General features: G+C 60.0%; 16 protein-coding genes and 1 pseudogene. 6 read left to right on the top strand and 11 right to left on the bottom strand.

Translation table 11 applies throughout. The features are described 5' to 3' along the window. Window positions 1-202 precede the first annotated feature (202 nt). The 6 genes from N2603_RS42970 to N2603_RS42945 all read right to left on the bottom strand — a co-directional run bounded on the left by N2603_RS42970 (window position 203) and on the right by N2603_RS42945 (window position 5,613). Entirely contained in the window at window positions 203-511 is a 309-nt protein-coding gene (locus tag N2603_RS42970; RefSeq protein ID WP_260386952.1) for a hypothetical protein, read from the bottom strand. Window positions 512-671: 160 nt separating this feature from the next. Next, window positions 672-1,067 (bottom strand): cytochrome o ubiquinol oxidase subunit IV, encoded by a 396-nt coding sequence (gene cyoD / locus N2603_RS42965; RefSeq protein ID WP_260386951.1) that lies wholly within the window; start codon window positions 1,065-1,067, stop codon window positions 672-674. After that, a complete protein-coding gene (gene cyoC, locus N2603_RS42960) occupies window positions 1,064-1,699 on the bottom strand; it encodes a cytochrome o ubiquinol oxidase subunit III (protein ID WP_260386950.1) in 636 nt (211 codons plus the stop codon). The genes cyoD and cyoC overlap by 4 nt, the downstream gene beginning before the upstream one ends. Further along, window positions 1,696-3,681, bottom strand: a complete 1,986-nt coding sequence (gene cyoB, locus N2603_RS42955; RefSeq protein ID WP_260386949.1) for a cytochrome o ubiquinol oxidase subunit I — start codon at window positions 3,679-3,681, stop codon at window positions 1,696-1,698. Before cyoB ends, cyoC begins: the two co-directional genes overlap by 4 nt. Continuing rightward, window positions 3,678-4,556, bottom strand: coding sequence for a ubiquinol oxidase subunit II (gene cyoA / locus N2603_RS42950; RefSeq protein ID WP_260386948.1), 879 nt, complete (start codon window positions 4,554-4,556; stop codon window positions 3,678-3,680). The genes cyoB and cyoA overlap by 4 nt, the downstream gene beginning before the upstream one ends. Before the next feature lies 1 nt (window position 4,557). Further along, complete coding sequence (locus N2603_RS42945) at window positions 4,558-5,613, bottom strand: heme o synthase (RefSeq protein WP_260386947.1); 1,056 nt, start codon at window positions 5,611-5,613, stop codon at window positions 4,558-4,560. A gap of 519 nt (window positions 5,614-6,132) precedes the next feature. Here N2603_RS42945 and N2603_RS42940 point away from each other — a divergent pair. Further along, complete coding sequence (locus N2603_RS42940) at window positions 6,133-8,988, top strand: ATP-binding protein (protein ID WP_260386946.1); 2,856 nt, start codon at window positions 6,133-6,135, stop codon at window positions 8,986-8,988. Between the two features lie 184 nt (window positions 8,989-9,172). Here N2603_RS42940 and N2603_RS42935 read toward each other — a convergent pair whose 3' ends face one another. Then, window positions 9,173-9,571: a winged helix-turn-helix domain-containing protein gene (locus N2603_RS42935; protein WP_198033790.1), complete on the bottom strand. Its 399-nt coding sequence runs from the start codon at window positions 9,569-9,571 to the stop codon at window positions 9,173-9,175. Window positions 9,572-10,097: 526 nt separating this feature from the next. Then, entirely contained in the window at window positions 10,098-10,421 is a 324-nt protein-coding gene (locus tag N2603_RS42930; RefSeq protein ID WP_311741587.1) for a response regulator transcription factor, read from the bottom strand. A gap of 604 nt (window positions 10,422-11,025) precedes the next feature. Between N2603_RS42930 and N2603_RS42925 the strand changes: the two genes are divergently transcribed. Beyond that, entirely contained in the window at window positions 11,026-11,673 is a 648-nt protein-coding gene (locus tag N2603_RS42925) for a response regulator transcription factor (RefSeq protein WP_027545724.1), read from the top strand. A gap of 115 nt (window positions 11,674-11,788) precedes the next feature. Here the strand turns inward: N2603_RS42925 and N2603_RS42920 are convergent, their stop codons facing one another. Continuing rightward, a complete protein-coding gene (locus N2603_RS42920; RefSeq protein ID WP_260386945.1) occupies window positions 11,789-18,250 on the bottom strand; it encodes an AAA family ATPase in 6,462 nt (2,153 codons plus the stop codon). Between the two features lie 909 nt (window positions 18,251-19,159). Here N2603_RS42920 and N2603_RS42915 point away from each other — a divergent pair. The 3 genes from N2603_RS42915 to N2603_RS42905 all read left to right on the top strand — a co-directional run bounded on the left by N2603_RS42915 (window position 19,160) and on the right by N2603_RS42905 (window position 20,040). Further along, window positions 19,160-19,330 carry a hypothetical protein gene (locus N2603_RS42915; protein ID WP_260386944.1) on the top strand — a complete coding sequence of 57 codons (171 nt, stop codon included), beginning with the start codon at window positions 19,160-19,162 and terminating at the stop codon, window positions 19,328-19,330. Between the two features lie 41 nt (window positions 19,331-19,371). Beyond that, the gene (locus N2603_RS42910) at window positions 19,372-19,728 is read left to right on the top strand and encodes a hypothetical protein (protein ID WP_260386943.1); all 357 of its coding nucleotides are present in this window, start codon (window positions 19,372-19,374) and stop codon (window positions 19,726-19,728) included. Between the two features lie 87 nt (window positions 19,729-19,815). After that, a complete protein-coding gene (locus tag N2603_RS42905) occupies window positions 19,816-20,040 on the top strand; it encodes a hypothetical protein (RefSeq protein WP_260386942.1) in 225 nt (74 codons plus the stop codon). Between the two features lie 102 nt (window positions 20,041-20,142). Here the strand turns inward: N2603_RS42905 and N2603_RS42900 are convergent, their stop codons facing one another. Then, window positions 20,143-22,452, bottom strand: a complete 2,310-nt coding sequence (locus tag N2603_RS42900) for a PAS domain-containing protein (protein WP_260386941.1) — start codon at window positions 22,450-22,452, stop codon at window positions 20,143-20,145. Between the two features lie 327 nt (window positions 22,453-22,779). On the opposite strand from N2603_RS42900, the pseudogene N2603_RS42895 reads away from it, so the two are divergent. Continuing rightward, window positions 22,780-23,118 (top strand): annotated as a pseudogene (locus N2603_RS42895) (PaaI family thioesterase); the annotation flags it as partial. 181 nt (window positions 23,119-23,299) lie between these two features. On the opposite strand, the gene N2603_RS42890 reads toward N2603_RS42895, so the two are convergent. Continuing rightward, entirely contained in the window at window positions 23,300-23,515 is a 216-nt protein-coding gene (locus N2603_RS42890; RefSeq protein ID WP_027545726.1) for a hypothetical protein, read from the bottom strand. Window positions 23,516-23,883: the final 368 nt, after the last annotated feature.

The raw sequence follows: 23,883 nt of genomic DNA, 5'->3' as shown, positions 1-23,883 counted from the left end.
GCAGCGGCTGGTCGCCTTATTGAATGGGATTGCCGTCGCCGGGATGGTCTTGCTTTGCTTTTCGCCGCGCACCGGAAATGAACGCGGGTTTTCGCTGCGAAAGGTGTGCGGAAGTGAAGACCTGCAGCTAGATCCAGGACGACAGAAGCGGAAAGAGAATCGTTGGCCCAACCTTTCGAAAATGAATGCCCACGGCGGCTGCCTAGCCGCCGCACTTTGTTGCCAGCAGGTCGTTGAAGGTGTCGATCTCCAGGTCGAGTGCGCTGACGCTCGCACCGCCCGGGCATCCAGCAGCCGCCTGACGGGTCGTTACCGACTCATAGAAGGAAGCTGCGTAGGCGCGGCATGCGGTTTCACGATCGGTGGCATTGCTGAATTGACTGCGGACGGCCGACCAGTGCGTCCGCATGGTGGCAATTGTGGACGGCGCCGCGCATTGCGAAGCGGCGGCAGGGAGGGGGGAGGCATTGAGTGCTGCTGAAGCTAGTACAATGGCAAGCCGGATCATCATGGGGCAGCTCCATCATTGAGGGATGCTGCGATGCTATGGCCTCGACGAATTTGTCGCGTGAACGTCTTTGCTGGTATTGGAACAGGTTTGTTGGAATGAGAGATCCGGGACGACGTCCGTGCGCTTCAGGCGTCGTCCCGACATAGCTCGCAATGGCGTCTCAGCGCTGCATATGAAGATCCATGATCTCCGGCGCCATCATCATGTTGTCGTTCAGGTCCGCCATGATCAGAAGCGATCCGACAACGACGAGCAGAACGATGAGCACGCCAAAGGCGAGCGCCATCACGTTGTTGGTGTTGTCGGGGCCGGTGGTGACGTGAAGGAAAAATACCAGATGAATCCCCATCTGCGCGATCGCCAGCACGATCAGGCCGAGCGCGACGCCGGGCGGCCAGAGCAGCGAGGTATTGGCAACCCAGAACGACATGGCCGTGAGGATTGCCGCCAGCGCCAATCCAATGTTGTAGACGAGTGCGCCGGAGGACGTGCCGCGTTCCACATCCGGTAGTGCCGACGCATCACCAGGTGCGCGATCATACTGCGTGTCGGTCATGAAACGACTCCCATCAGATAGACGACCGTGAACAGCCAGACCCAGACGATATCGAGGGCGTGCCAGAACAGCGAGAAGCAGAGCAGGCGACGTTCGACGTTCGGACGAAAGCCCTTGATAGCAACCTGGGCCATCATCACCGCCAGCCAGACCAGGCCGGCGGTAACATGCAGTCCGTGACAGCCGACCACGGCGAAGAAGGCGGAGAGGAAGGCGCTGCGTTGCGGGCCGGCGCCGATCGCAATCATGCCGGCGAACTCCCGTAATTCCAATGCCAGGAACGCGGCCCCGAGGGCGAAGGTGACGAGGGCCGCCAGATAGGTGAGGCCAAAGCGCTGCGATTCGATGGCGAGCGACATCCGTCCGCAGGTGTAGCTCGAGGCTAAAAGACAGGCGGTTTCAATCGCGACGGCACGCTGATTGAACAGCTGCGCGCCGGTCGGACCGCCTGCGGTCGCCTGTACGAGCACCGCGTATCCGGCAAACAGCGCCGCAAACATCACGATGTCGCTCAGCAGGAAGATCCAGAAGCCGTAGCCGACCACGATCCGCTTGGTGGCCGGACCAGCTTCGCTTGCGCTCAGCCGTGCCTCGTGCCGAACGTCTCCATCAACTGCAACAGCGATGTTCATGCCGCAATCTCCGTCGAATTCGCCTGTTCGAAATGCGCGATCTGATCGGGTGGGACTTCCGTCTCGTCTTCATCGCGGAACGCGAAGGCGAGCATGGTCAGGAAGATTCCGATCGCTCCAACCCCGGCCATCCACCAGATATGCCAGATCAGGGCAAAGCCGCTGATGACGGCGAAGAATGCGATGACGAAGCCGGCCGGGCTGCTCTTTGGCATCTCGATCGGCTCGAACCCGCCCTGCTTCGCCGGCTGGGGCTCATGCGAGCGTTCGCGCTGCTTCATGTTCCAGAACGCGTCGAGGCTCGTGACCTTTGGCAGCACCGCGAAATTCCAGGCCGGCGGCGGCGAGGCCGTCGCCCATTCCAGGGTGCGGCCGTCCCACGGGTCCGCGCTCGCCTGCAGCTGTTCGCGATTGCGGATCGAGACCACGAGCTGCACCACTTGGCAAACGATGCCCGCTAGAATGACGGCCGCGCCCACTGCCGCAGCGATCAGCCACGGCTGCCAGCTGACGACGTCGTAATGCTGCATGCGACGGGTCATGCCCAACAGGCCCAGCCAGTAGAGCGGCATGAACGCGAGATAGAAGCCGATCAGCCAGCACCAGAACGAAGCCGCGCCCCATCGCTCGTCGAGCTTGAAGCCGAATGCCTTGGGGAACCAGTAATTATAGCCCGCCATCAGGCCGAACACGACGCCGCCGATGATGACGTTGTGGAAGTGGGCGATCAGGAACAGGCTGTTATGCAGCTGGAAGTCGGCGGGAGGCACGGCCATCAGGACGCCAGTCATGCCGCCGATCACGAACGTCACCATGAAGCCGATCGACCACAGGATCGGAACGGTGAAGCGGACGCGGCCGCCATACATCGTGAACAGCCAGTTGAAGACCTTCACGCCGGTCGGCACCGCGATGATCATCGTCATCACGCCGAAGAAGCCGTTGACGTTGGCGCCGGCGCCCATGGTGAAGAAGTGGTGCAGCCAGACGAAGAATGACAGCACACAGATAGCCATCGTCGCGGCGACCATGGAGCGGTAGCCGAACAAGGGTTTCCCGGAGAAGGTCGACACCACCTCGGAAAAGATGCCGAACGCCGGCAAGACCAGGATGTAGACCTCCGGATGGCCCCAGACCCAGAACAGGTTGACGTACATCATCGCATTGCCGCCGGCATCGGTCGTGAAGAAATGGAATCCGAGGTAGCGATCGAGCAGCAGCATCGCGAACGTTGCCGTCAGGACCGGGAACGCCGCGACGATGAGCAGATTCGAAGCGAGCGCCGTCCAGCAGAACACGGGCATGCGCATCAGGCTCATCCCGGGCGCCCGCGTCTTCAGGATCGTGGCAACGAAGTTTATTCCCGTCATCAACGTGCCCACACCCGAGATCTGCAGCGCCCAGAGATAGTAGTCGACGCCGACGCCGGGCGAGAATTGCAGCTCACTGAGCGGCGGATAGGCGACCCAACCGGTTTTCGCGAACTCGCCGACCGCGAGCGAGATGTTGGTCAGCAGGATGCCCGACGCGGTCAGCCCGAGGGCGACCGAGTTCAGGGTGGGAAAGGCCATGTCGCGGACGCCGAGCTGAAGCGGCACCGCGAAATTCATCATGCCGATCACGAATGGCATCGCCATGAAGAAGATCATGATCGTGCCATGCGCCGAGAAGATCTGGTCGAAATGCTCCGGCGGCAAATATCCTTGCGCGCCGCCTGCGGCAAGAGCCTGCTGCGCCCGCATCATGAGGGCGTCGGCAAATCCGCGCAACAGCATGATCAGCGCCAGAATAATGTACATGACGCCGATGCGCTTGTGGTCGACCGAAGTGATCCACTCCCGCCAGAGATAGGGCACATAGCCCTTGAGGGTGACCCACGACAGGATGGATACGATGACCAGGACCATGCCGCCCGAAGCGCCCATGATGATGGGCTGGTCCAGGGGAATCGCGCTCCAGTCGAGCTTGCCAAGTAGACTCATTTTTCTGCCCTCATTGAGGTGGGATAGCTGCGGCACAACGCATCGTCAGACTGTTGCGTTTGGGAAACCTGGATCGTGTCGAACAGGCCGGGAACGACCGTGCGATAGGTGAACGGCGTCGTCGCAGCACTTGGCTTGACCAGCTCCGCATATGTCGCGGCATTCAATTCGGGCCCGACGCTGCGCGTTGCGTCCACCCATTCCGAGAACTTTTCGGCTGCCACGGCGTCGACGTTGAAGTACATGTCCGAAAAGCCGTCGCCGCTGAATTGCGCGGACATTCCGCGGTAGCTGCCCGGCTGGTCGGCCTGCAGGTGAAGGCGCGTCACCATTCCGGCCATGGTGTAGATCTGGCTGCCAAGCTGCGGCACGAAGAAGCTGTTCATCACGCCGGAAGACGTCAGTTCGAAACTGACCGGCGTGCCCACGGGGATCGCCAGATAGTTGACACTGGCGATGCCCTGGTCGGGATAGATGAACAGCCACTTCCAGTCGAGCGAAGCGACCTGGACTCGCAATGGCTTCACTGTGGACACGATGGGCTTGCGCGGGCTGACATCGTGCGAGCCGACCCAGGCGACACCGCCGACCAGAAACACCGTCATCGCCGGAATCGACCAGACCAGCATCTCGAGACGGCCGGAGTAGGTGAAATCCGGCCGATAGCGCGCACGCGTGTTCGATGCGCGAAACCAGTAGGCAACGCCTAGCGTAGCGACGATCGTCGGGATCACGATCGCCAGCATGATGCCGAGCGAGTTGAACAGGATTTGCCGCTCGGCGATGGCAATAGGCCCTTTGGGATCGAGCACGCCGTCGCAGCCGCCCAGTGTCGCGGCACCCAATAGGACCGCGGCCAGTAAACCGTATCGCATATCAGACCTCGCCTGCGCTGATGTTGAGAAAAGGGGATGCGCTGCGAACCGAGCCCTGCAGGTGCTCGGCATGCACCCATCCGACGATGCGGCCGCCGTGCCTGGACGAGAAGGAACTGCCGCCCTGGTCGATCAGGAGCGCCGCAAACAGCACGAACAGATAAGAGATGGAAAATACGAACAGCCTGTGAGCGGCGCGGCGATCCGGCCCGGTGCTGCTGTTCAGTCTGACTGCGAGCAGGAGGAAGATCGCCCCACAGATTGCGGCAATCGCGCCATACGCGATGCCAGCAAATTCCAGCACAAAGGGGAGCTCCGAGGCGACGGCTAGCAAGCCGCTGTAGATCAGGATCTGTCGCGTCGTGGCCTGCCATCCCGCGACAACCGGCAGCATCGGCACGCCGGCGCGCTCATAATCCTCGTTCCGGTTGAGCGCCAGCGCCCAGAAGTGGGCCGGCGTCCACAGGAAGATGATGAGAAACAGCGTAAGGGATTCGAGCCCGATCTCCCCTGTCGCCGCGGCCCAGCCGATGACGGGTGGCAGCGCGCCGGCGGCGCCGCCGATGACGATGTTCTGTGGTGTGGACCGCTTCAGCCACGCCGTGTACACGACGGCGTAAAAGAGAATGGTCCCGGCCAGCAGCGCAGCGGCCACGAGGTTCGTGGCGAGCGCGAGGGCTGCGACCGCGACGACGGCAAGGGCGGCACCAAAGACAAGCGCTTCGATCTTCGAGACCCTGCCGCAGGGGATTGGCCGCATCGCGGTCCGCGCCATTACAGCATCGATATCGGCGTCGTACCACATATTGAGCGCACCGGAGGCGCCGGCGCCGGCAGCGATGGCGAGAACCGCAGCAAGGGCTTCGAGGGGATCGAGATCGCCGTGCGCACAGGTCAATCCGACGACTGCGGTGAAGACGGCGAGCAGCATCACCCTTGGTTTGCCGAGCTCGAGGAAGTCAGACAAACGCCAGCGCTCGGTGAAACGATCCGCGCAATAAGGTGCGGAAACAGCCGGCCTGTGGCGAAGCGGACCAGCGATGATCTTGACGTTCATGGCGCTTGCTCCGGGTTCATCGGAAACGGGATGCGTTCGCGAACGGCAGACAACCGTCGCTTTCAAGAAGATTTTTCGAAGAGTTCATCGTTTCGCACCTGCCGACACGCTCTCGCTCAGAGCTCGGCGGCAATGTGATGCGAATGCTGGCTCCGATCTTGGATGAGATTGCCGCGGCTGGAACGGCTTTGCGTTCCGGAAGGACTCGCAAGTCACTTGACCAGAGGGCGATCCTCTTGCGTGGCGGTGCGCGGAAGATCTGGGTTCCGATGCATCCTTCGTCGTCCCAAGCGGACTTGCCGGGCATGGACCTCCGTTTGGTCCAAGGCGATCACTGGCCGTGCGTCTTTCTCGCCATTCCTAGTGCAGGCGGAGGATACGTACTGAGGATGACGCAACCGTAGAACGGTGTTTTATTTCCGAGGCTTAGCCGGTAAGATTGAGGGAAGCACACCTGTCCGCAGCGGACCGGGCCTGGCCTTCACTCTCTTGTCCTTTCATAACTAAGAAGTATTCGCCTTGCAGTCCGCAATTCCAACGAACGGCCCCCGCACTCAGGAGGTCGTTTCCTTCGGGCCATTTCGCTTGTTTCCCTCGGAGCGAGTTCTCAAGAGGGCCGACGAGACGGTCAAGCTTGGCAGCCGTGCGTTCGATATCCTGCTCGCTCTGGTTCAGAATGCGGGTGAAGTGGTCGGCCAAAGAGAGCTGATCGCCAAGGTTTGGCCCGGGATTTTTGTGGAAGAGGTCACCCTACGGGTCCACCTCACGGCGTTGCGAAAGGCCCTCGATATCGGCGAGGGCGGCGAGCGGTACCTCACGAATGTGCCGGGCCGCGGTTATTGCTTCGTTGCGCCGACGTCGCGGGAAATGGTTGGTTTGCCGACCGCCGATGAATTTCCTGAAGGCCACTACCCTCTGCCACCGGCGCTCGGGCAGATAGTAGGGCGCGACGAGATCGTCAGCGAAATCTGTCACAAGCTGACGAGCGAGCGGTTCGTGACCGTGGTCGGACCAGGCGGGCTGGGCAAGACGACGGTGGCGCTATCCGTCGCGCGCACATTGCTGCCCGAATTTTTTGGCGCCGTCTGCTTCGTGGAACTGAGCCCGGTCGCCGATCCGCGGCTGTTGGCGCCAGCCGTCGTGTCGGCCTTCGGCCTGCCGGTGCAGTCCGGCGATCCGATACCGGGATTGGTTGGCCATTTGCATGGCAAGCCCATCCTGCTGATTCTTGACGGCTCCGAACATCTTGTTTCGGAGGCGGCGGCCCTGTCGGAGAGGCTTTTTGCGGCGCTGCCGCAGCTTCATCTTCTGGTGACCAGCCGGGAAGTCCTGCGCGTCGGCGACGAAAATGTCTACCGCCTTTCCCCCCTCGAAACTCCGCCCGATAGCGCCAGCCTGACGGCCGCGGAGTTGCTCGGCTTCCCCGCGGTGAAACTGTTCGTGCAGCGCGCGACGACGAGCGGCGGGCAGATCAATCTGGCAGAGCACGACGTGAGGATCGCCGGCAATATTTGTCGCAAGCTGGGCGGCAACGCACTTGCCATCGAACTGGCGGCGGGGCGCGTCGGCGCCTACGGCCTGCAGGAGATTGCAAGGTTGCTCGACAGCGAATTTGCGTTGCGCTGGCCGGGACGCCGGACCGCTCCGCCGCGTCATCAGACACTGGGCGCGACCCTCGACTGGAGTTACAATTTGTTGTCGGAGGTGGAGCGCACGGTTCTGCGGCGCCTGTCCGTATTCGTCACGGGCTTCACGCACGAAGCCGCGCAGCAGGTCGCAGGAGGCCCAGGGATCGGGGCGGAAGAGGTGTTCGACGCCGTTGGCGGGCTACTGATGAAATCGCTGGCCTCAGCCGACACCACGGGATCGGTCGCGCGTTATCGGCTGCTGGATACGACGCGTACCTATGCCGCGCTGAAATTAGCCGATGCCGGAGAGCTTGACCAATTCCGTCGCGCGCATGCGCAATACTATTGTGCATTGTTGAAGAGAGCGAATGAGGCGGATTTGCCGACGGACGAGCGGCGCGCCCTCGTCACGCATCTCGACGACATCCGCGCCGCGTTGCATTGGGCGTTTGGAAATTGCGGCGATCCGAGCATTGGCGTCGATCTGACGAGCCATGCAAGCTCAATCTGGCTGAGCAAAGCCTTGTTTGCCGAATGCCGAGACTGGACAATCCGGGCCGCCGCGGTTGCGCCCAACCGAGAGGACGGCAAGGCGACGGATCAGCAGATCGTGATTCATCTGGCGCTTGCGAGCTCCCAGTTGTTCACGACGAGCTTCTCGGTGGAGGCGATGGTCGCCTGGACCAGGACGCTGGAAAACACCGTTCGCGAAACGCAGGGCAAATTGATACTGCGTTACCTGGCATCTTGGGGAGGGAGTATCCGTACCCGCTACGATGAGGCGCTCGAACTTGCGCAACGTTGTGCCGAAGATGCGAAGAAGCTGTCTGATCCAGGTCCGACCGCTCTGGCGGAGTGGATGCTGGGGCATTCTCTGCATCATCTCGGCAGGCTGGCAGAGTCGCGAGCGCATCTTGAGCGCTCGCTTGCTGTCGACACGGAGAAGGCGCGACTCGCGCAGGTCAATGCGATCGGCTACGACCGTCGCGTTGATACGCTCGGCAATCTCGCAAGCACGCTGTGGCTGCAGGGATTTCCCGAGCAAGCCGAGTCGACGGGGGCATGCATGCTCGAGGCGGCAAGGCCGCTTCAATTCGCAATGCCGCTCAGCGTGGCGATGACATGGGCCAGCTTCCACGGGTACCTGTCGGGTACCGACATCGACGCCGTCGAGCACGACATTGTCGAACTGATCGAGCACGCCAGAACCCACTTGATAAAACCGCAGGTGGGAATTGGGAATTGCCTTCTGGCACTGTGCCAGACGAAGCGGAATCAGTTCGACGCGGCGATGCCGCTGGCGAGCGAAGGGCTGCGGCAGCTGGCCGAAATGCAATATGAAGTGTTCGTTCCTCTCATCCTGGCTCATCTCAGTGAGTCCGCAATCGCAGCGGGTCGCCGTGCTGACGCTGTATCGCTGATGGCCCAGCTCGCAGGCAGGGATCTCAACAGGGAGCATTGGTGTACGGCCGAGGTCCTGCGGGTGAAAGCACTGCTCGCGCTATTGGACAACCGCGCCGATGCGGCAGCCGCTCTCTTCCTGCAATCGGCGACACTGGCCCGCAAGCAAGGAGCGCTCGCCTGGGAACTGCGGACCACGATGAGTCTCGCCCGACTGAAGGCCAATCAGGGCAACCCAGGCGAGGGCAAAAAGCTGCTGGAAGAGGTGTATAATAGGTTCACAGAAGGTTTTGAAACTGTTGATCTTCTTGCGGCACGGCGCTTGCTCGGCGAGTTGGCTCGATGAAAATTCATAGCCATCTGCGCCCTAGGTGACCCGCTCGGTCGCTCCCATCGCTGCTCCCGGCGCCGGCGCTTTCGCGGCAAACCAGTCGACAATCTTCGCTGAGTCGGTCGTAAGTGACCCATCTGCGACATCCCGCTAGGTCCCCTTTGCGCCGCCGTCTGAGGGCATGGTCCGCTCGAGCCGATTAATCCGTTTCCTGAGAGAGTTGCTCGGCGACCAGAGTGACCGCCTCGATCGCCTGCTCACCGTTATCGAGAACGATAAGAAGCTTTAAATTAACTGCAAATCTCAAGGATGTCGCGATGGCTTCCGCAAAATGACGCGGATCGGTCAAGCTTCCCAAGTCCGCCAAGGGGACTTGTCCACGGCCAGCGAAGGGGACGAGGGTGCCGACGAACGAGTAGCCCCGTCCCTTGATGTTTGCAATGTACTGGTTGCCAAATTGGCCGTCACCAAGTGCCTTGCGGATCGCGGCTACGTGGACTCGCAGGGTCCCCTCCGCTACGGTCACGTCTGACCAGACGTGATCGATGAGCTCTCGCTTCGCTATGACCTTCCCCGCGCGGTCGGCAAGATAGATCAAGATATCCAGTGCTCGAGCGCCGAGGGGAAGTGCGCGACCGTCGCGTCGAAGCACCCTCTCGCCAACCGAAAGTTCGAAAGGGCCGAACCTCAGCTTCCTGTGAATTATGGCACCATGCATGTGTCAGCCAAACGATGGATCTTCTCGGTCCCGTATGGGTATCGTCGGTCCACAAACGCCGCAATCGTGCGCGCGTAAAGTTGGCCCCAACGAAGCTCGTAGTCTTTCTCCACCTTTGGAAAGCACGAGCTAAACCTTGGTATAGCTCAATCACCCTCAACGCGGAGTTGAGACGAACCGCTGCCCGCTGCGACCATGACGGACAGGAGCAGCGTGCGCCGGCGCGACCGTCCTGCGATGCACGTCTAGTCGCTGAAGCGTGTTGCGCCAACACCAGTCAGTTGATAACGGGTAGGTCTTATAGTTCGCGCCTCTGCGATGCCGGCCTGAATTGAGTTGCATCGCCAACGGCCAGCGGAGGCGACCTGTCGCGTACCCAGCGGCCAACCGATGCAACGCAGGCAAACTAAGGCGCGCCTCTATTTCTCTTTGCGCGATCTAGCGCGGTCTCAATACAGTTCAGGAGGTCGCTCTCATCGAACGGCTTGGGCAAATAGCAGATGACGCCGGCTTGAAGTGCGCGGGCACGAATATCATCGCTCGGATATGCAGTTATCAGTATGGTGGGGATTTTTTTACCCGACAAAGATAAAGTGTTGTGCAGATCAAGGCCACTCATCTTGGGCATGTCGAAGTCGACAACCAAGCAGCCGGTGCGGCTCAGTTCGGGTGAGCGCAAGAACTCCTCTCCGGACGAAAATGCCTGGGCGACCAATCCTATCGAACGCATCAAAACTTCGATTGCGTTGCCAACCGCCTCGTCGTCGTCGACTATAGCAACAATTGGTCCGCTATTTGGCACTTGGTAAGACCATTAAGCCGCGAGACTCTCTCCTATCCAGCCTAGTCGCAACCGCTGCGTGCTTCGATTATACAAATGTATAGGAACTCGACGATTGGCTTCGGCGGATCGGAAATTTGCGGTCCATGTAGCACGCTGCGTCACAGGCACCCCCTAGCCCCTGTTAGCTCACAAGCGCCCCTCCAGCTTGGACTGCGCTGGAGGGGCAAGGAGGCCCCCAGGGAGTGATTGGCGTCGAGGGAGGAGACTTCACCGTAACGGCACGCATTGGGGCTCACTATTGATCTAGCGTAAGGATCGAGTCCCAAATAGGAATGTGAGCACTACACGAAGGTTGTGCGGGGCGTAGTCGGTTCGTCGTGGTGGGCAGCGGCACCTGCGCAAAACACTGATCGACTTCACCGGCCGGTCTGCCGATGGCTGCGATCCGTCGGAACCAAATTGGGCTGGTCGTCCCCCTATCGCGCGCGCGATAATCTGGCTATGCTCCATGGCGGACTGGCAAGCTTATGCGCATGTCAACGAGGAACATGTGGTAGAGCAACCGCCAACAGTAATGGTCATCGACGATGATCCGGGAGTGCGGGACTCATTAGGCAAGCTGCTTCGATCGGCGGGCTTTCGGGTCAGCCTACTCGGTTCGGTGAGCGAATTTCTAGACGCGGATCCGCCAGAAGGCCCCACTTGCCTGGTGCTTGACGTGCGGCTTCCCGGCCAGAGCGGACTCGAACTGCAGCGCGAACTAGCAGGTGCCAAAAGGCAGCTGCCAATCATCTTCATTACCGGACATGGTGACATTCCAATGTCGGTGCAGGCGATGAAGGGGGGCGCAATCGAATTCCTAACAAAGCCGTTCCGAGAGCAGGATTTGCTTGAAGCGATTCAGCTCGGTCATGCTCGCGATCGAGCGCGGCTTGCGCAGGAACGAGCTATGGCAGAGCTGAAAGTTCGTTTCGAAACGTTGACGCCGCGGGAGCGCGAGGTCATGGCGTTCGTGGTGAGCGGGCGGTTAAACAAGCAGATCGCAGACGACCTCGGCGTAAGCGAAATCACGGTAAAGGTTCATCGTGGCCAAGTCATGCGTAAGATGCGGGCATCGTCCTTGCCTGACCTGACGCGCATGGCCGACCAATTGCAACTGACGCCGACAAAACCGCGTAGCCCGGGTCGCGTTGCCTAGCGCGGACGCTCAGCCTGCATCTTCCGTAATGGTCCCATTGCGTCTCACCACCGATGATCAGGGTGCCTGCTAAGACTCGGCGGCTGCCACGTCTTGGATCCGAAGCGGCATTTACTCACGATGCGGCGGCCGGATGAGCAGGCACAACGAAGCGAAAAACAGCGCCACGTGGCACGTTAGGGCTCGCCCACAATCGTCCGCCGTGAGCTTCCATAATCGACCGGCAGATCGACAGCCCAAGCCCCAGACCGCCCGATTTCGTGGTATAGAAGGCCTCGAAAACGTGCTCGAGAGTCTTCGGTGCGAAGCCTGGACCTGAATCTCGGACCTCGACTGACACGCCATCCGGTTCGTTACCGGTGCTGATGAGCAATTCCCGTTCCTCTTCGCCGATGTCGCGCATCGCTTCCATGGCATTGATGATCAAGTTAAGCAGCACCTGTTGCAGCTGGACCCGATCTCCCTGGACACGCGGCAAGCCCTCCGCTAACTGCGTCCGCACCGAGACGCTATTGTTTGCGGCCTCCGCGCGGGTGAGAGCAATAACCTCGAGGATGGCATCGTTGATCGCTACGGCGTCCTTTCGTGCGGGCACCTTCTTAATCAGCGCGCGGATTCGCGCGACGACCTCGCCTGCGCGATTCCCCTCCTTGACAATAAGAGAGAGCGCGTCATCCACCTCGCGAAAATTCGGTGGCTCCGCGCTTAGGAAACGCCGAGCGGCTAACGCGTATGTGACTGCCGCTGTGATCGGCTGGTTCACTTCATGGGTGATCGAGGCCGAGAGCTGACCCGTGGTGGCGACACGGTTGGCGTGCGCCAGCTGCATCTGGACGTCGCGATAGCGGCGCTCGCTGTCGCGTGCTTCGGCTTCCGCCCGCCTGCGCTCGGTGATGTCGTTGAAAAGGATTCCGACGAGTCTGCGCTTGGGGTCTTCGACCCGGAAGGCGTAAACGTCGTACCAGCGTCCGAGTTGTTTGGCTTCATTTTCAAAGCGCATCGGCTCGCCCGTGAGGGCAATTCTGCCGTAAATCTCGAACCAATGTTCTTCGTGCTGTGGCGCGATTTCGCGCATCCGTCTGCCGGCAGCATTCTTGATTCCCGTTTGTCGCTCAAACGACGGGTTGGTTTGCAAAAAACGATAATCGACCGGCCTTTCGTTCTGGTCAAACAAAACGTCAATCGTGCAAAAACCCTCGTCAATCGATTCGAACAACATGCGGTAATTCTGTTCCGACTCGCGCAATTCCACCTCGGCGCGCTTGGGCCCGGTCTGATCCAGCACGAAGCCGATTCCTTGGTCCCGTGTCTCGTCGAACGCGGTGACGCCGATCAGGACGGGGATGCGGCTGCCGTCCTTACGGAAGTACTCCTTTTCGAATGGCTGCGCGGTTCCGCTCGCCTTCAGCTCTGCCATCGTCCGTGCGTCGCGCTCGCGCCATTCCGGCGGAGTCAGATCTGTCCGATTGACACGCCCTGCGGCGAGGTCCCAACGGTCATATCCCACCATGCGCAGGAACGCGTCATTGGCTTCGATAATCTGACCGTCGATGTTCCAGATGATGATCCCGATAATGTTAGCGTCAACCAGGTGCCGGATCTTCGCTTCGCGTTCTGTCAGCTCGCGGTTGGCATGCGCAAGCGCCAATCTGCGTTGCTTCTCGGATTCGAAGAGGCGCGCGTTTTCGATGGCGATCACCGCCTGGTCGGCGAAGGTCTCGAGAAGCGCGATCTGTTGGTCGGAGAACGGTCGGACCTCCATTCGCCGTACTAGAATTATTCCAACGGGGGTACCTTCGCGCAACAACGGCGTCCCAAGCGTGGTGCGGTGGCCCTCGCGTTTTGCGTTACTGCTGCCCACCGGGTACTCGCCCTCCTCTGCGGCGAGATCATGGACATGAATGGTCCGACGATCGCATGCGGCCCGTCCGGTCACCGTGTCTCGGTTTACGGGAACGCCCTGATAGGCATGGATAACCACTGGAATTTCCCCGTATGAAGCTACCAACCGAAGAAGGTTGTCCTCCAGGCGGAAGATCTCCACATTGTTCGCGTCGCACAGGCGCGCGGCATTTTCGGCCACTGCGTCCAGCACCGACTGAATCGGCGAGTTCGAGATGAGGCGCAGCATCTCAGAGGTGGCAGCTTGTTGCTTCTCGCGCTCCGCGACGTCGCGATACAAGTGCGCATTCTCCAATGCGATCGCGGCCTGCGACGCGAGTAGCTTTAGGACCGATATCCGGGTGGGCGCGAAGACGCGAGGGGTCAGGTTATTTTCGAGGTAGAGCGCGCCGATGAATTTAGCTTGATTCAGCAACGGCAGGCAAAGAATGGACCGGGCCTGGCGCTGACGGATATAGGAATCCGCGCTAAACGGAGACTCGGCCGCGGCATCATCTAGAATAACACTCTCGCGTGCGCGCATGACGTAGTGCAGCACAGACTCGGGCAGCACGCGCTCGGTCACAGCCTCGTCGACCAGACGTACGGTCACCGTATCGCCGCTGGTCGTGGCTTCCGCCTCAATTCGAGGCGCTTGCCCGCACGGCAAAATCAACAGCGCTCGCTCGGCACCTGCCTGCACCACTGCAGTACGCATGACCGTGTCGATCAGATTTTCTAGCACAATCTCACTTGAGACGGCTTGCGACACCTTAATCACCGTCGCGAGGTCAAGATGTTCGACGGGCGTCCCGATGGTGCTCATCGGACCAGGGACTACCTCATTCTCCCGCAGGTGCGGATACGTTTCGTCGAGTTTCCGTACCTTCCCATTAGCACCCCAACTTAGGTAGCAGCGCCGGGCGTTTCGCTGATATGCTTCAGCAATTGTCTGAAAGCCGCGCGCCGCGCAAAACCGGGCGGCGTGTTCGTGGACCAAGCCCTCATTCTGGATGAAACCGTGTTCGCGCGACAGTCTAATGGCCTCTTCATAGAGGCGCATCGCGTCCAGCTCCCGCCCTTCAAGGCGCGCAATCTCGGCACCTACCAATGCGGCGCGATTTGCGAAAGTTGTAGGGCAGTTCTCTGCCCACACCGCGAGTTGCCTGTGATGAGCGGCCAGCGCTTCCAAATGCTGACACCGCTCCTCGGGCGAGGTCGAATCGCAATGCGCCGCCCGAGCGAGCGCTCCATAAAAGTGGTACTCGGCCAACTCAAATTGGGTTGGAATCGTCCAGAGCAGCAATGCTACTTTCGATACAGCCGTGATGGCAGATGCCGCGTCGTTGGCGTAGACGCTCGCTTGCAGCCTGCGAATCCAATAATAGCTCGCGCCAATGGCCAGCTCTGGATTGTTCTCCAGGCGTCGCTCGAAATGGCTCTCTTCGAATTCCGCGTCATTGAAGGAGTTGAAGTCCAGCGTCAGTCCGCGGAGCATCCGGATCAGCCCGAGCTGCCCGGTGATGCAATCGCTGGCGAGACCGAACCGTAGTTTCCGCGCGAAGTCGAGACCGTGGTCGGCCTCTCGCTCGACTTCACTGAGCAAGTCTCCGGCAGCAATACGGTTTGTAATCACGTCGATACGGCTATAGGCCGCATAAGAAAGATCACCAGCAACCAGCGCCGCATCAAAGGCCCGCCCCAGGAAGGCGTGAGATATCTGCAAGGGCTCAGTCCAGTGAGCGACATGGACGGCAAACACCAGGTAGACGCGAGCCCTATAGCGGACGAGTCCATGCTTCTCGACCAAGTCCAGGCCAAGCCTGCCAAAGCGGGCCCCTCCTTGGTATTCTCCGAAATGGGTGCCCAGGACGCCCCCCAGCCACACATAGGCGAGGCATGATCCGTCGCTGTTGCCGTACTCCAGGCTGAAGGTCGCCATCCGACTGACGATCAGCCGGAACAAATTCAAATCAGTGAACAAGGCTGGCGACGTGAGCACGGTTAGCACGTCCATGGTGGCGCACCGATCCGGATCCCTCATCGGCGGTAAGTCAACCAGTGCTTCAATCGAGCCAGCGCCCAGCCGCGGCCATAATCGATCATAGTCCAGGCGAACGTCCTCCGTCGTTGGATGGGCCGACCACTTGCCGTCGACGCGGCACAGATACTCCAAGCCGACCCGGACGGCGTCGTCGCTCTGGTCCAAGGTCGTGTAAAGATTGATGCGCACGCAGGTAACGGCAGCAGAATCAATTGTGTTCTGTGCGCGAATTGACAGCATGGCGAGCCGTTCTTCCGCTGACGCCAACTCCCCGGTCAGGTATTCGCACTCGGCCCAATTGATCTCGAGGTCGAAGGTGAGCTGGTAGCACTGCTCCCAACCATTCTCCCCCAGCAGCACCCGCCCGCCGGCAAAATACCGCAGGCCTGCGGCGTAGGCGGTGGCCGCCTTGGCACGCTTACCTGCCATGAGATTGAACGTGGCGACCTGCTCACACTCCGGCTCTGTGCTGATCAGCGCCGCGCCACGGTTGAACTGGTTCACAATGTCGAAGATGTTCTCTTCGAGGTGCTCCGGTGGGGTGCGCGCGGCAAGTAATCGGCCAATGCGAAGATGTGCCATGGCCCTCTTGTCCTCGACGATGAGCGCATAGGCAGCCTCCTGGACGCGATCGTGGAGGAATGCGTACGTGCTGCCCGAACGAAGGACGAGGCCGGCTCGAACAGCTTCCCACAACGCTGCGTTTGTCGCTTCTTCGCTCGCGTCGTGAACCAGCGCAAGCGTCTCCGACTCGGCAGCATTCCCCAGGCAAGCCAACTGGCCGAGAACCTTCTGAGTCGTTTGCGGCAGACGGCTCAGCTTCGCCACCATGAAATCTGCGACGTTGTCGGTATAAGCCTTGGCGCGAATGCTGTTCAGGTCCCAGGACCATCGCCCATCACCATAATCGAATGTGAGCAAACCCTCCTCGACAAGTACAGAAATCAACTGATTGGCGAAGAATGGATTGCCCTCCGTCTTCTCATGGATCAGTTCTGCCAGCGCGGTGACGCGCTCGGGTTCGCAGTGAAGAGCATCCCCAATCAACCGTCCCAGGTCTTCACGGGCGAGAGGCGCAAGGATAATTTCGTGCACGACCGCGCCCGCCTTGCGGATCGCTTCGAGCTTGCTGATCAGAGGATGGGCGGAATTGACCTCGTTGTCCCGGTAGGCCCCGATCAACATTAGATGTTGCACGTCCGGCTGGGTCAACAAATCCTCCAGCAGGTCCAGCGTTGCCGAGTCGAGCCATTGCAGATCGTCGAGGAACAGCGGCAGCGGGTGCTCCGGCCGAGCGAACACGGCGAGAAAGCGCCGGAAAGCCAGCTGAAAGCGGCGTTGCGCGTCATGGGGCGGCAGCTCAGGGACCGGTGGCTGGTCGCCGACGATGAGCTTCAGCTCCGGAACCAGGTCTACGATAAGCCGCCCGTTCGGGCCTAATGCTTCGCGAAAAGCCTCGCGCCATACAGCCAACTCTAAATCGCTCTTGCTAAGCAGTGGTCGGATCAAGCTCTGAAAGGCTTGCGCCAGGGTCGAATAGGGGATGTCGCGCTTGTACTGGTCGAACTTGCCTGATGCGAAGATTCCGTGCCGTTGAACAAGCACTCTATGCAGTTCATTGACGACCGAGGATTTTCCGATGCCGGAATATCCCGAGACGAGCACCAGCTCCGCCGCGCCGTTGTTGACTATGCGATCGAAGCAGGCGAGCAAGGTTTCTATCTCGCGCGCCCTTCCGTACAGCTTCTCGGGAAGCAGCAGCCGATCGGGCGCGTCGTGTTCGCCAAGCGCAAAGGGATCGATGCGCCCTTTACGCTCCTGTTCAGCAAGACAGTGCCGAAGATCACTCTCGACGCCAGCTGCCGTCTGGTAGCGCTCCTCGGCGGTCTTCGCGAGCAGCTTCATGATGATCTCGGAGACCGGAGCGGGGATCTTCTCAGACCGTTCACTGGGCGGCAGCGGCTTTCTGGCGATATGGCAGTGCACCCACTCCATGGGATTGGCGGCCATGAACGGCAGGGAGCCCGTGAGCATCTGGTAGAACGTGACGCCGAGCGCGTAGAGGTCGCTGCGGGAATCGATCGAGCGATTCATCCGTCCGGTTTGTTCGGGCGCCATGTAAGCGAGTGTACCGGCGATAGTCTCCGGTGGGTCAGGCGCCTGTCGCTCACGCGGCACGCGTGATGCGATCCCGAATCCAGTAAGGCGCACCTGCCTGTCCGCGCAGTTCACCATGATATTGGCGGGCTTTATGTCCTTATGCAGCAGGCCTCGCCGATGAAGTTTGCCGAGAGCCACAGTGATGTGGATCGCCAGGCGCAGGAAGTGGTCCGTCTCCAAAGGCGCGCCGAGCAATCGCTCGAGCGGCTCGCCGCCGGGATCCTCGAGCACCAACATGATCCGGCCGCCCTCACGAATCAACTCGAGTGGACGCACCGCCCACGCCCCGTCCAGCTCCTCCTTCAATCCATATTCGTGAGCGAGGCGATCGAGGGTGGCAGGGGAGGGAAGTTCCGCTGCAGGCAACACGACCAGCACGGGGCGATCAGCGTCGGCGCGGCCAATGCTTCCGTAGAACACACGTTCGCCGTCCTCCCACAAGATTTGGAGGTCACCATTCCCCCTTGTGCCGAACAGAGTGGACGGATTCAACTGCCGGACTCCACTATCACGCGGGTCGCAAGTCGTCATCCCGCGCGCTGGCACGCTCTATCGGCGACCGTGCAGCCGGATAGGCGAGCACTGCCGCCTGCCCCGAAAATTTGGCGCCTTACCAAATCAACTGTCAACCGAAACCTTTACCAGTGGATCGGGACGCCGACCGGATTAGATGCCTTTTTTCGCGAAACCCGCAGTGCTCCCGGTATCGCGCCAAAAAAGCTGACCGAGGAGCAGATCAATGAGATTGCGGGAAAGTATGCGACGCAGTTCAAATAGTTCGTCTTCATGCAAGTCTACCGCGACTTGATCAACCGGTGATCGAGTGACACGGGCACTTGGTGTGCGGCGCGTGGGGCCCCTTGTGGCCCTTCGCGTCATTTCGCGGCGATGCAGCGCTTCGGTCGCTTTCGGAGCGGAGCAGACATCAGCCGGCGGCAGCACCGGTTGGCTCAGTCGAGAATGGCCCGTTGCGGAAGTCGTCGGCCTTAACGGCGAGCCCCATAAACCTTCGTATCGTTCCGTTACCCCTTTAGATGCCGGACGATTACCTACGTTCAATTGAGCCGCTGATCGCGATCGTCTTAGGCTGCACGTGCTGGAAAAGCGCACCAGGCTCATGAAGTGCGACGGTGAAAAAAGGATGATCGACGAACAGCGAGGATAGTACCAAGAGGAGACTCCAATGCCCGACTGCTCCGAAAGTCTTAGATCTGGCGGTGCCGCGCGATGCGCAGTTTGTGATGGCAAGTTTGGTCTCGTCCGGCACTACTCGTGGCGAACCCCGCTTTGTTCCAAGAAGTGCGTCGATCGCTTCAGAATTCGCAGGGAAAGTGACCGCAATTGGGTGGGTTGGCTCCAAATCGCCTTTGATCATCTGCCCGAGAACCGCGCGAGGGCTTTATGACGATCCAGATCTCACAACGAGGCAAGGAATATATAGAGACAGCACAGACTTTGCTCCGCGCTGCCAAAACCATGACCGACGCAGCGATTGCGGGTCAGCTTAAGGCCTTTGCCGACGACTACCAGCGGCGAGCTGAAAGAGCTTCGCATGTTGATGCGGAAGGATGAATTTCCTGACTGCACAGAGAGATGCCGGGACTGAGTGTGAGATGAACAATCACTTTTGGCATGCAACGCTCGTTGTATTCACTGTCATGTCGTCGATTTCTACAATCGGTCACGCTCGCGCCCACGATTATCGGCACCCTGAGTTGAACAGTTGGTATGAGAGCTTGCACAGCGGCAAAGGGCCCTGCTGCGATGGCAGCGATGCGAAGCGCGTTGATGACGCCGATTGGGAAACTAAGGATGGTCACTATCGCGTACGCATGGATGGCGAGTGGGTTGATGTTCCGAACGACGCTGTCGTGGATGGGCCGAACCGCACTGGCCGTACCATGGTCTGGCCTTACTACCTAAATGGTCACCCGAAGGCGCGCTGCTTCATGCCTGGGAGCATGGGCTGATCGCGAGCGCACGGCGATCAGCAGCTCCTGCCCACTAGCTCCAACTCGTCCGATGCCGTGTATTGCTTCGCATAAGGAGGCGCCAAAATGACAAGTGGAAGGTGGAACAGCCGCAACAGGATCACCAAGGAAATTCGCGAGCAAATCCTGTATGCTTATTTAGGCGATCCCATCAAAGGAACCGAACTTGCGATGAGCAACGGACTAACGGCCGCATACGCCTACAAGCTGGCTTATGAGCGCGGGTTATTGCCGACTCGCGATGAGAAGCTGCTTGGGCGAAGCCATTCAGCGCGATTGGCATCAACATGATTGTCCTCACGCTAAGAACAAAGGCAATGCCTTGAGGCCACCAGAGCCTAGTGTGGCAGCCGGGCGGCCAAGAGTTGGCGGACGTCCATCACCGCACAGGGACTAGTTAGCGCTGGCGACGACTGGTCGGTTGGCAACGTCTAGGTAGGTGGGAAGGCTGAACTCAAAAATCGCGCCACGTGGCACGTTTGGGCTCGCCCACAATCGTCCGTTATGCGCTTCGATAATCGACCGGCAGATCGAGAGCCCAAGCCCCAAACCGCTCGGTTTCGTGGTGTAGAAAGCCTCGAACACGCGCTCAAGAGCCGCCGGCGCGAAGCCTGGACCTGAATCTCGCACCTCGACTGACACCCCGTCCGGTTCGTTACGGGTGCTGATGAGCAATTCTCGTTCTTCTTCGCCCACATCGCGCATTGCTTCCATGGCATTGATGATCAAGTTAAGCAGCACCTGTTGCAGCTGGACCCGATCTCCCTGGACACGCGGCAAGCCCTCCGCCAACTGCGTCCGCACCGAGACGCTATTGTTTGCGGCCTCCGCACGGGTGAGAGCAATAACCTCGAGGATGGCATCGTTGATCGCTACGGCGTCCTTTCGTATGGGTGCCTTCTTAATGAGCGCGCGGATTCGCCCGACGACCTCGCCGGCGCGATTGCCCTCCTTGACAATCAGAGAGAGCGCGTCATCCGCTTCATGAAAATTTGGCGGCTCCGCGCTTAGGAAACGCCGAGCGGCCAACGCGTACGTTACTGCTGCGGTGATCGGCTGGTTCACTTCATGCGCGATTGATGATGTCAGCTGTCCCATCGTTGCCACGCGATTGGCGTGCACGAGTTCCAACTGTGCCTCTCGGTATCGCTGCTCATTTTCGCGAGCTTGCGCCTCTACTGTCCGCAATGCTTCTTCAGCGCGTTTGCGCTCCGTCACATCGATCTGAGTAGTGACAATCTCGACAAGTTCTCCGCTTGCGGCGAAGGCAGGCCGGCCGAATACTTCGAGGTATTTGATCGTTCCATCGGGAAGCACGATTCTGTACGTGATCGAGTAGTCTCTTTTCTCGCTCACCGCGCGTTGAACTTCTGCGAGTAGTCGGCCCCGGTCGTCGGGGTGGATTCGTTGGAACACGGCTTCGCGGCTCGGAACACCTTCCGCCGGGTCAAACCCCCAGATGCGGTACGTCTCCTCCGAACCATAGAGAATCGCCGTCTCGTTGAACGCCGATACACCGCTGTGACTCAGCCTCTGTGCCTCCGCCAGATAGGCTTCGCTGCGGCGTAGCCGGTCTTCGGCCTTCTTGCCTTCATCGATGTCAACAGACAGGCCATACCACTGGATGATGCGTCCCTGCCGATCGCGCAGAGGCTCTCCGCGAGAATCGTGCCAACGAAACTCCCCGTCCGCCCGACGGAGACGGGTCACGCGTTGGTACGAAGTGCCGGTCTGAATTGCGTGCGAGAAAGCCCTCGCACTTTCCGGAAGGTCGTCAGGGTGCAGAAATGCGTGCCAGCCACCTTGCTTGAGATCCTCAACTCGCAGGCCGCTATAGTCCAACGTGCGCTGATTGATATGGGTCGGTTCGCCGTTGGGGTCCAGTGACCAGAGCAAGCCTGGCACTGTTTCGATGATTTCACGGAGCTTGTATTCGCTCTCCCGCAATGCTTCCTCGGCCCGTCTGCGCTCCGTCACGTCGATGCCCGTGACGACAATCTCCAGAAGCTCTCCGCTTGCCGAAAACACAGGATTGTTAGTTGCTTCGAGGTGTTTGATCGTTCCATTGGGCAATATGATTCTGAACTCGTTCACAAAGCTTATCTTTTCGCGCACGCCGTGCTCGATGTTTTCGTTCACCCTGTCTCGGTCGTCTGGGTGAATCCGTTGCCACACCGCTTCGCGGCTCGGAATGCCTTGCGGCGGATCAAACCCCCAGATGCGGGAAGCCTCCTCGGACCAATAAAGAATTTCCGTGTCGTTATAGGCCGCGGAACCGGTGTGGCTCAGCCTCTGTGCTTCCGCCAAATATCCCTCGCTCCGCTGTAAATCGGCGGTCCGTTCCACCACTTTGGCCTCGAGCTCTTCGCGGGCCTGACGAAGCTCTTGCTCTGCCCGTCGTCGCACGGCGCTGACCCAACCGACAGCCAAGGCGCAAGATGTGCAAACGGCTAGATAAACGAGATCAGCATAGCTAATTGGGCTCAAGGAAAACGAGGGACGTAGGAAGAAGTAATTAAGGCTGAGGACTGAAAGGACAATTGCGAGCGCACCTGGCCCGGCTCCCGCGTACCAAACGGTCGCGGCGACTGCGAACAAGAACGGCGTCAACTTGACCTCGAAACGTCGCAACAGGAAGAAATCCAACCCGATCGCGATTGTTACGGACAGAACTGCAATGCCGTACCGGAAAGTCGTCGGCATGGGTGTTGGCGCTGAAGGGTCCCGATGTACCATGGCTTGCCTCATTCGTGAGCCAGCCGACCAACGAGGAGTTAAACGCGAAATGGGATAAAACGGCGTATCGTGGGGTGGTCGGAAGCTTCCACTTCTCCACTGAAGGAGTGATACGCCCTGACGAACACTAACGTTTTCCAGCTCTCCCAAAAAGGAACTTTTTGAAGGCCCGCTGACCGAGGTCTTGCGCAGCGGCGCGCGAGCGCTTCTTGAGCAGGGCGTCGAGGCTGAAGTGCAGGGAAGAATGCACCGGCGCGAGAAACGAACTGACTTCCGGTGATGGCCGATCGCTAACCCGGCGCCGTCGTGATTTACAGCGTGCCGGGTCTGCGCCACTACAATCCGATCGGCTGGGTGCATGGCGGCTATGCCGCGATCCTCCTGGATTCCGCGATGGGGCTCGCAGTGCAGAGCACGCTGCCCGCGGGCACCACGCTGGAATTCAAGATCTCATTCGTGCGCGGCATGAGCGAGACGCGCGGCGTGATCCGCACCGAGGGCCGCGTGCTCAACGCCGGTCGCCGCGTCGCCACCGCCGAGGCGCGCATCACCGATGCAAGGGATCGGCTGCTTGCGCATGCGACGACGACGTGCCTTGTGTTCGAAGTTCCGAAGGGGAGCGCGAAAGGTTGACGTTGAATTGGAGGGTAGGCAGGGCAACTCTTAGGCCGCCGGCGCCAGGAACGTCAGAGCTTGCGTAGCCGAGCTGCGGCCGATTACGTTCGCCACAAAGCCCAGCGTCTACGACCAGGCTGTCCTTACCTTCATGAAAAAGCATTAGCGCGGTCGTTTGCTAAGGCTGACACGTCAGGGCTTACCAGACGTTCACCTGTTCGGCGGAAGTAGCCGAGCGGGCCAAAGCCTTGGCCGCGTCGGCATGTGACGCTTTCTCGGCACGCCGCTCATAGTCCTCGGCCAGGGCCCTGAGCTGAGCCGCAATCGCGCAGTCGGTCATGGTCCGGGCGCTGCGGAGCAAGGTCTGTGCTGTTTCCAGATATGCCTTGCCTCGTCGTGAGATCTCGAATGTCATGATACCCTCGCGCGGTTCTCCGCCAACGGGTTCAGGGCGATCCGGAACCACGGCAGCCAGCTGCGGTCGCTTTCCCGGCGTGCTCTGAAGCGATCGACGCACTTTTGCGAACAAAGCGGCGTGCGCCACGAATAATGCCGGACGAGACCAAACTTGCCGTCACAGACCGCACATCGCGCGGCACCAGCAGTCCTGGGGCATTCCGGACGGCTCTGCATTGTGGTCTCCTTCCGTTCGTCGATGATCCTTTTCCCACTGTCGCATCGGATGAGCCGATGCGCTTTCCCATGCATGTACACTAGGGCGATCGAGATCACAGTCTCAATCACCCCTTCGTAAAGCTCCGATCATCTGAAGAAGTCACAGAA

Source organism: Bradyrhizobium huanghuaihaiense (assembly GCF_025200885.1).
Classification (GTDB): domain Bacteria; phylum Pseudomonadota; class Alphaproteobacteria; order Rhizobiales; family Xanthobacteraceae; genus Bradyrhizobium; species Bradyrhizobium huanghuaihaiense.
Note: the sequence above shows the minus strand (reverse complement) of the source record. Positions and strands in the feature narration are given on the sequence as shown.

Bases quoted from the DNA above. Each gene is read 5' to 3' on its own strand.
- N2603_RS42970 (WP_260386952.1), bottom strand. From the start codon at position 511: ATGATGATCCGGCTTGCCATTGTACTAGCTTCAGCAGCACTCAATGCC.
- cyoD (WP_260386951.1), bottom strand. From the start codon at position 1,067: ATGACCGACACGCAGTATGATCGCGCACCTGGTGATGCGTCGGCACTA.
- cyoC (WP_260386950.1), bottom strand. From the start codon at position 1,699: ATGAACATCGCTGTTGCAGTTGATGGAGACGTTCGGCACGAGGCACGG.
- cyoB (WP_260386949.1), bottom strand. From the start codon at position 3,681: ATGAGTCTACTTGGCAAGCTCGACTGGAGCGCGATTCCCCTGGACCAG.
- cyoA (WP_260386948.1), bottom strand. From the start codon at position 4,556: ATGCGATACGGTTTACTGGCCGCGGTCCTATTGGGTGCCGCGACACTG.
- N2603_RS42945 (WP_260386947.1), bottom strand. From the start codon at position 5,613: ATGAACGTCAAGATCATCGCTGGTCCGCTTCGCCACAGGCCGGCTGTT.
- N2603_RS42930 (WP_311741587.1), bottom strand. From the start codon at position 10,421: ATGCGTTCGATAGGATTGGTCGCCCAGGCATTTTCGTCCGGAGAGGAG.
- N2603_RS42915 (WP_260386944.1), top strand. From the start codon at position 19,160: ATGACGATCCAGATCTCACAACGAGGCAAGGAATATATAGAGACAGCA.
- N2603_RS42910 (WP_260386943.1), top strand. From the start codon at position 19,372: ATGAACAATCACTTTTGGCATGCAACGCTCGTTGTATTCACTGTCATG.
- N2603_RS42905 (WP_260386942.1), top strand. From the start codon at position 19,816: ATGACAAGTGGAAGGTGGAACAGCCGCAACAGGATCACCAAGGAAATT.
- N2603_RS42900 (WP_260386941.1), bottom strand. From the start codon at position 22,452: ATGCCGACGACTTTCCGGTACGGCATTGCAGTTCTGTCCGTAACAATC.
- N2603_RS42890 (WP_027545726.1), bottom strand. From the start codon at position 23,515: ATGACATTCGAGATCTCACGACGAGGCAAGGCATATCTGGAAACAGCA.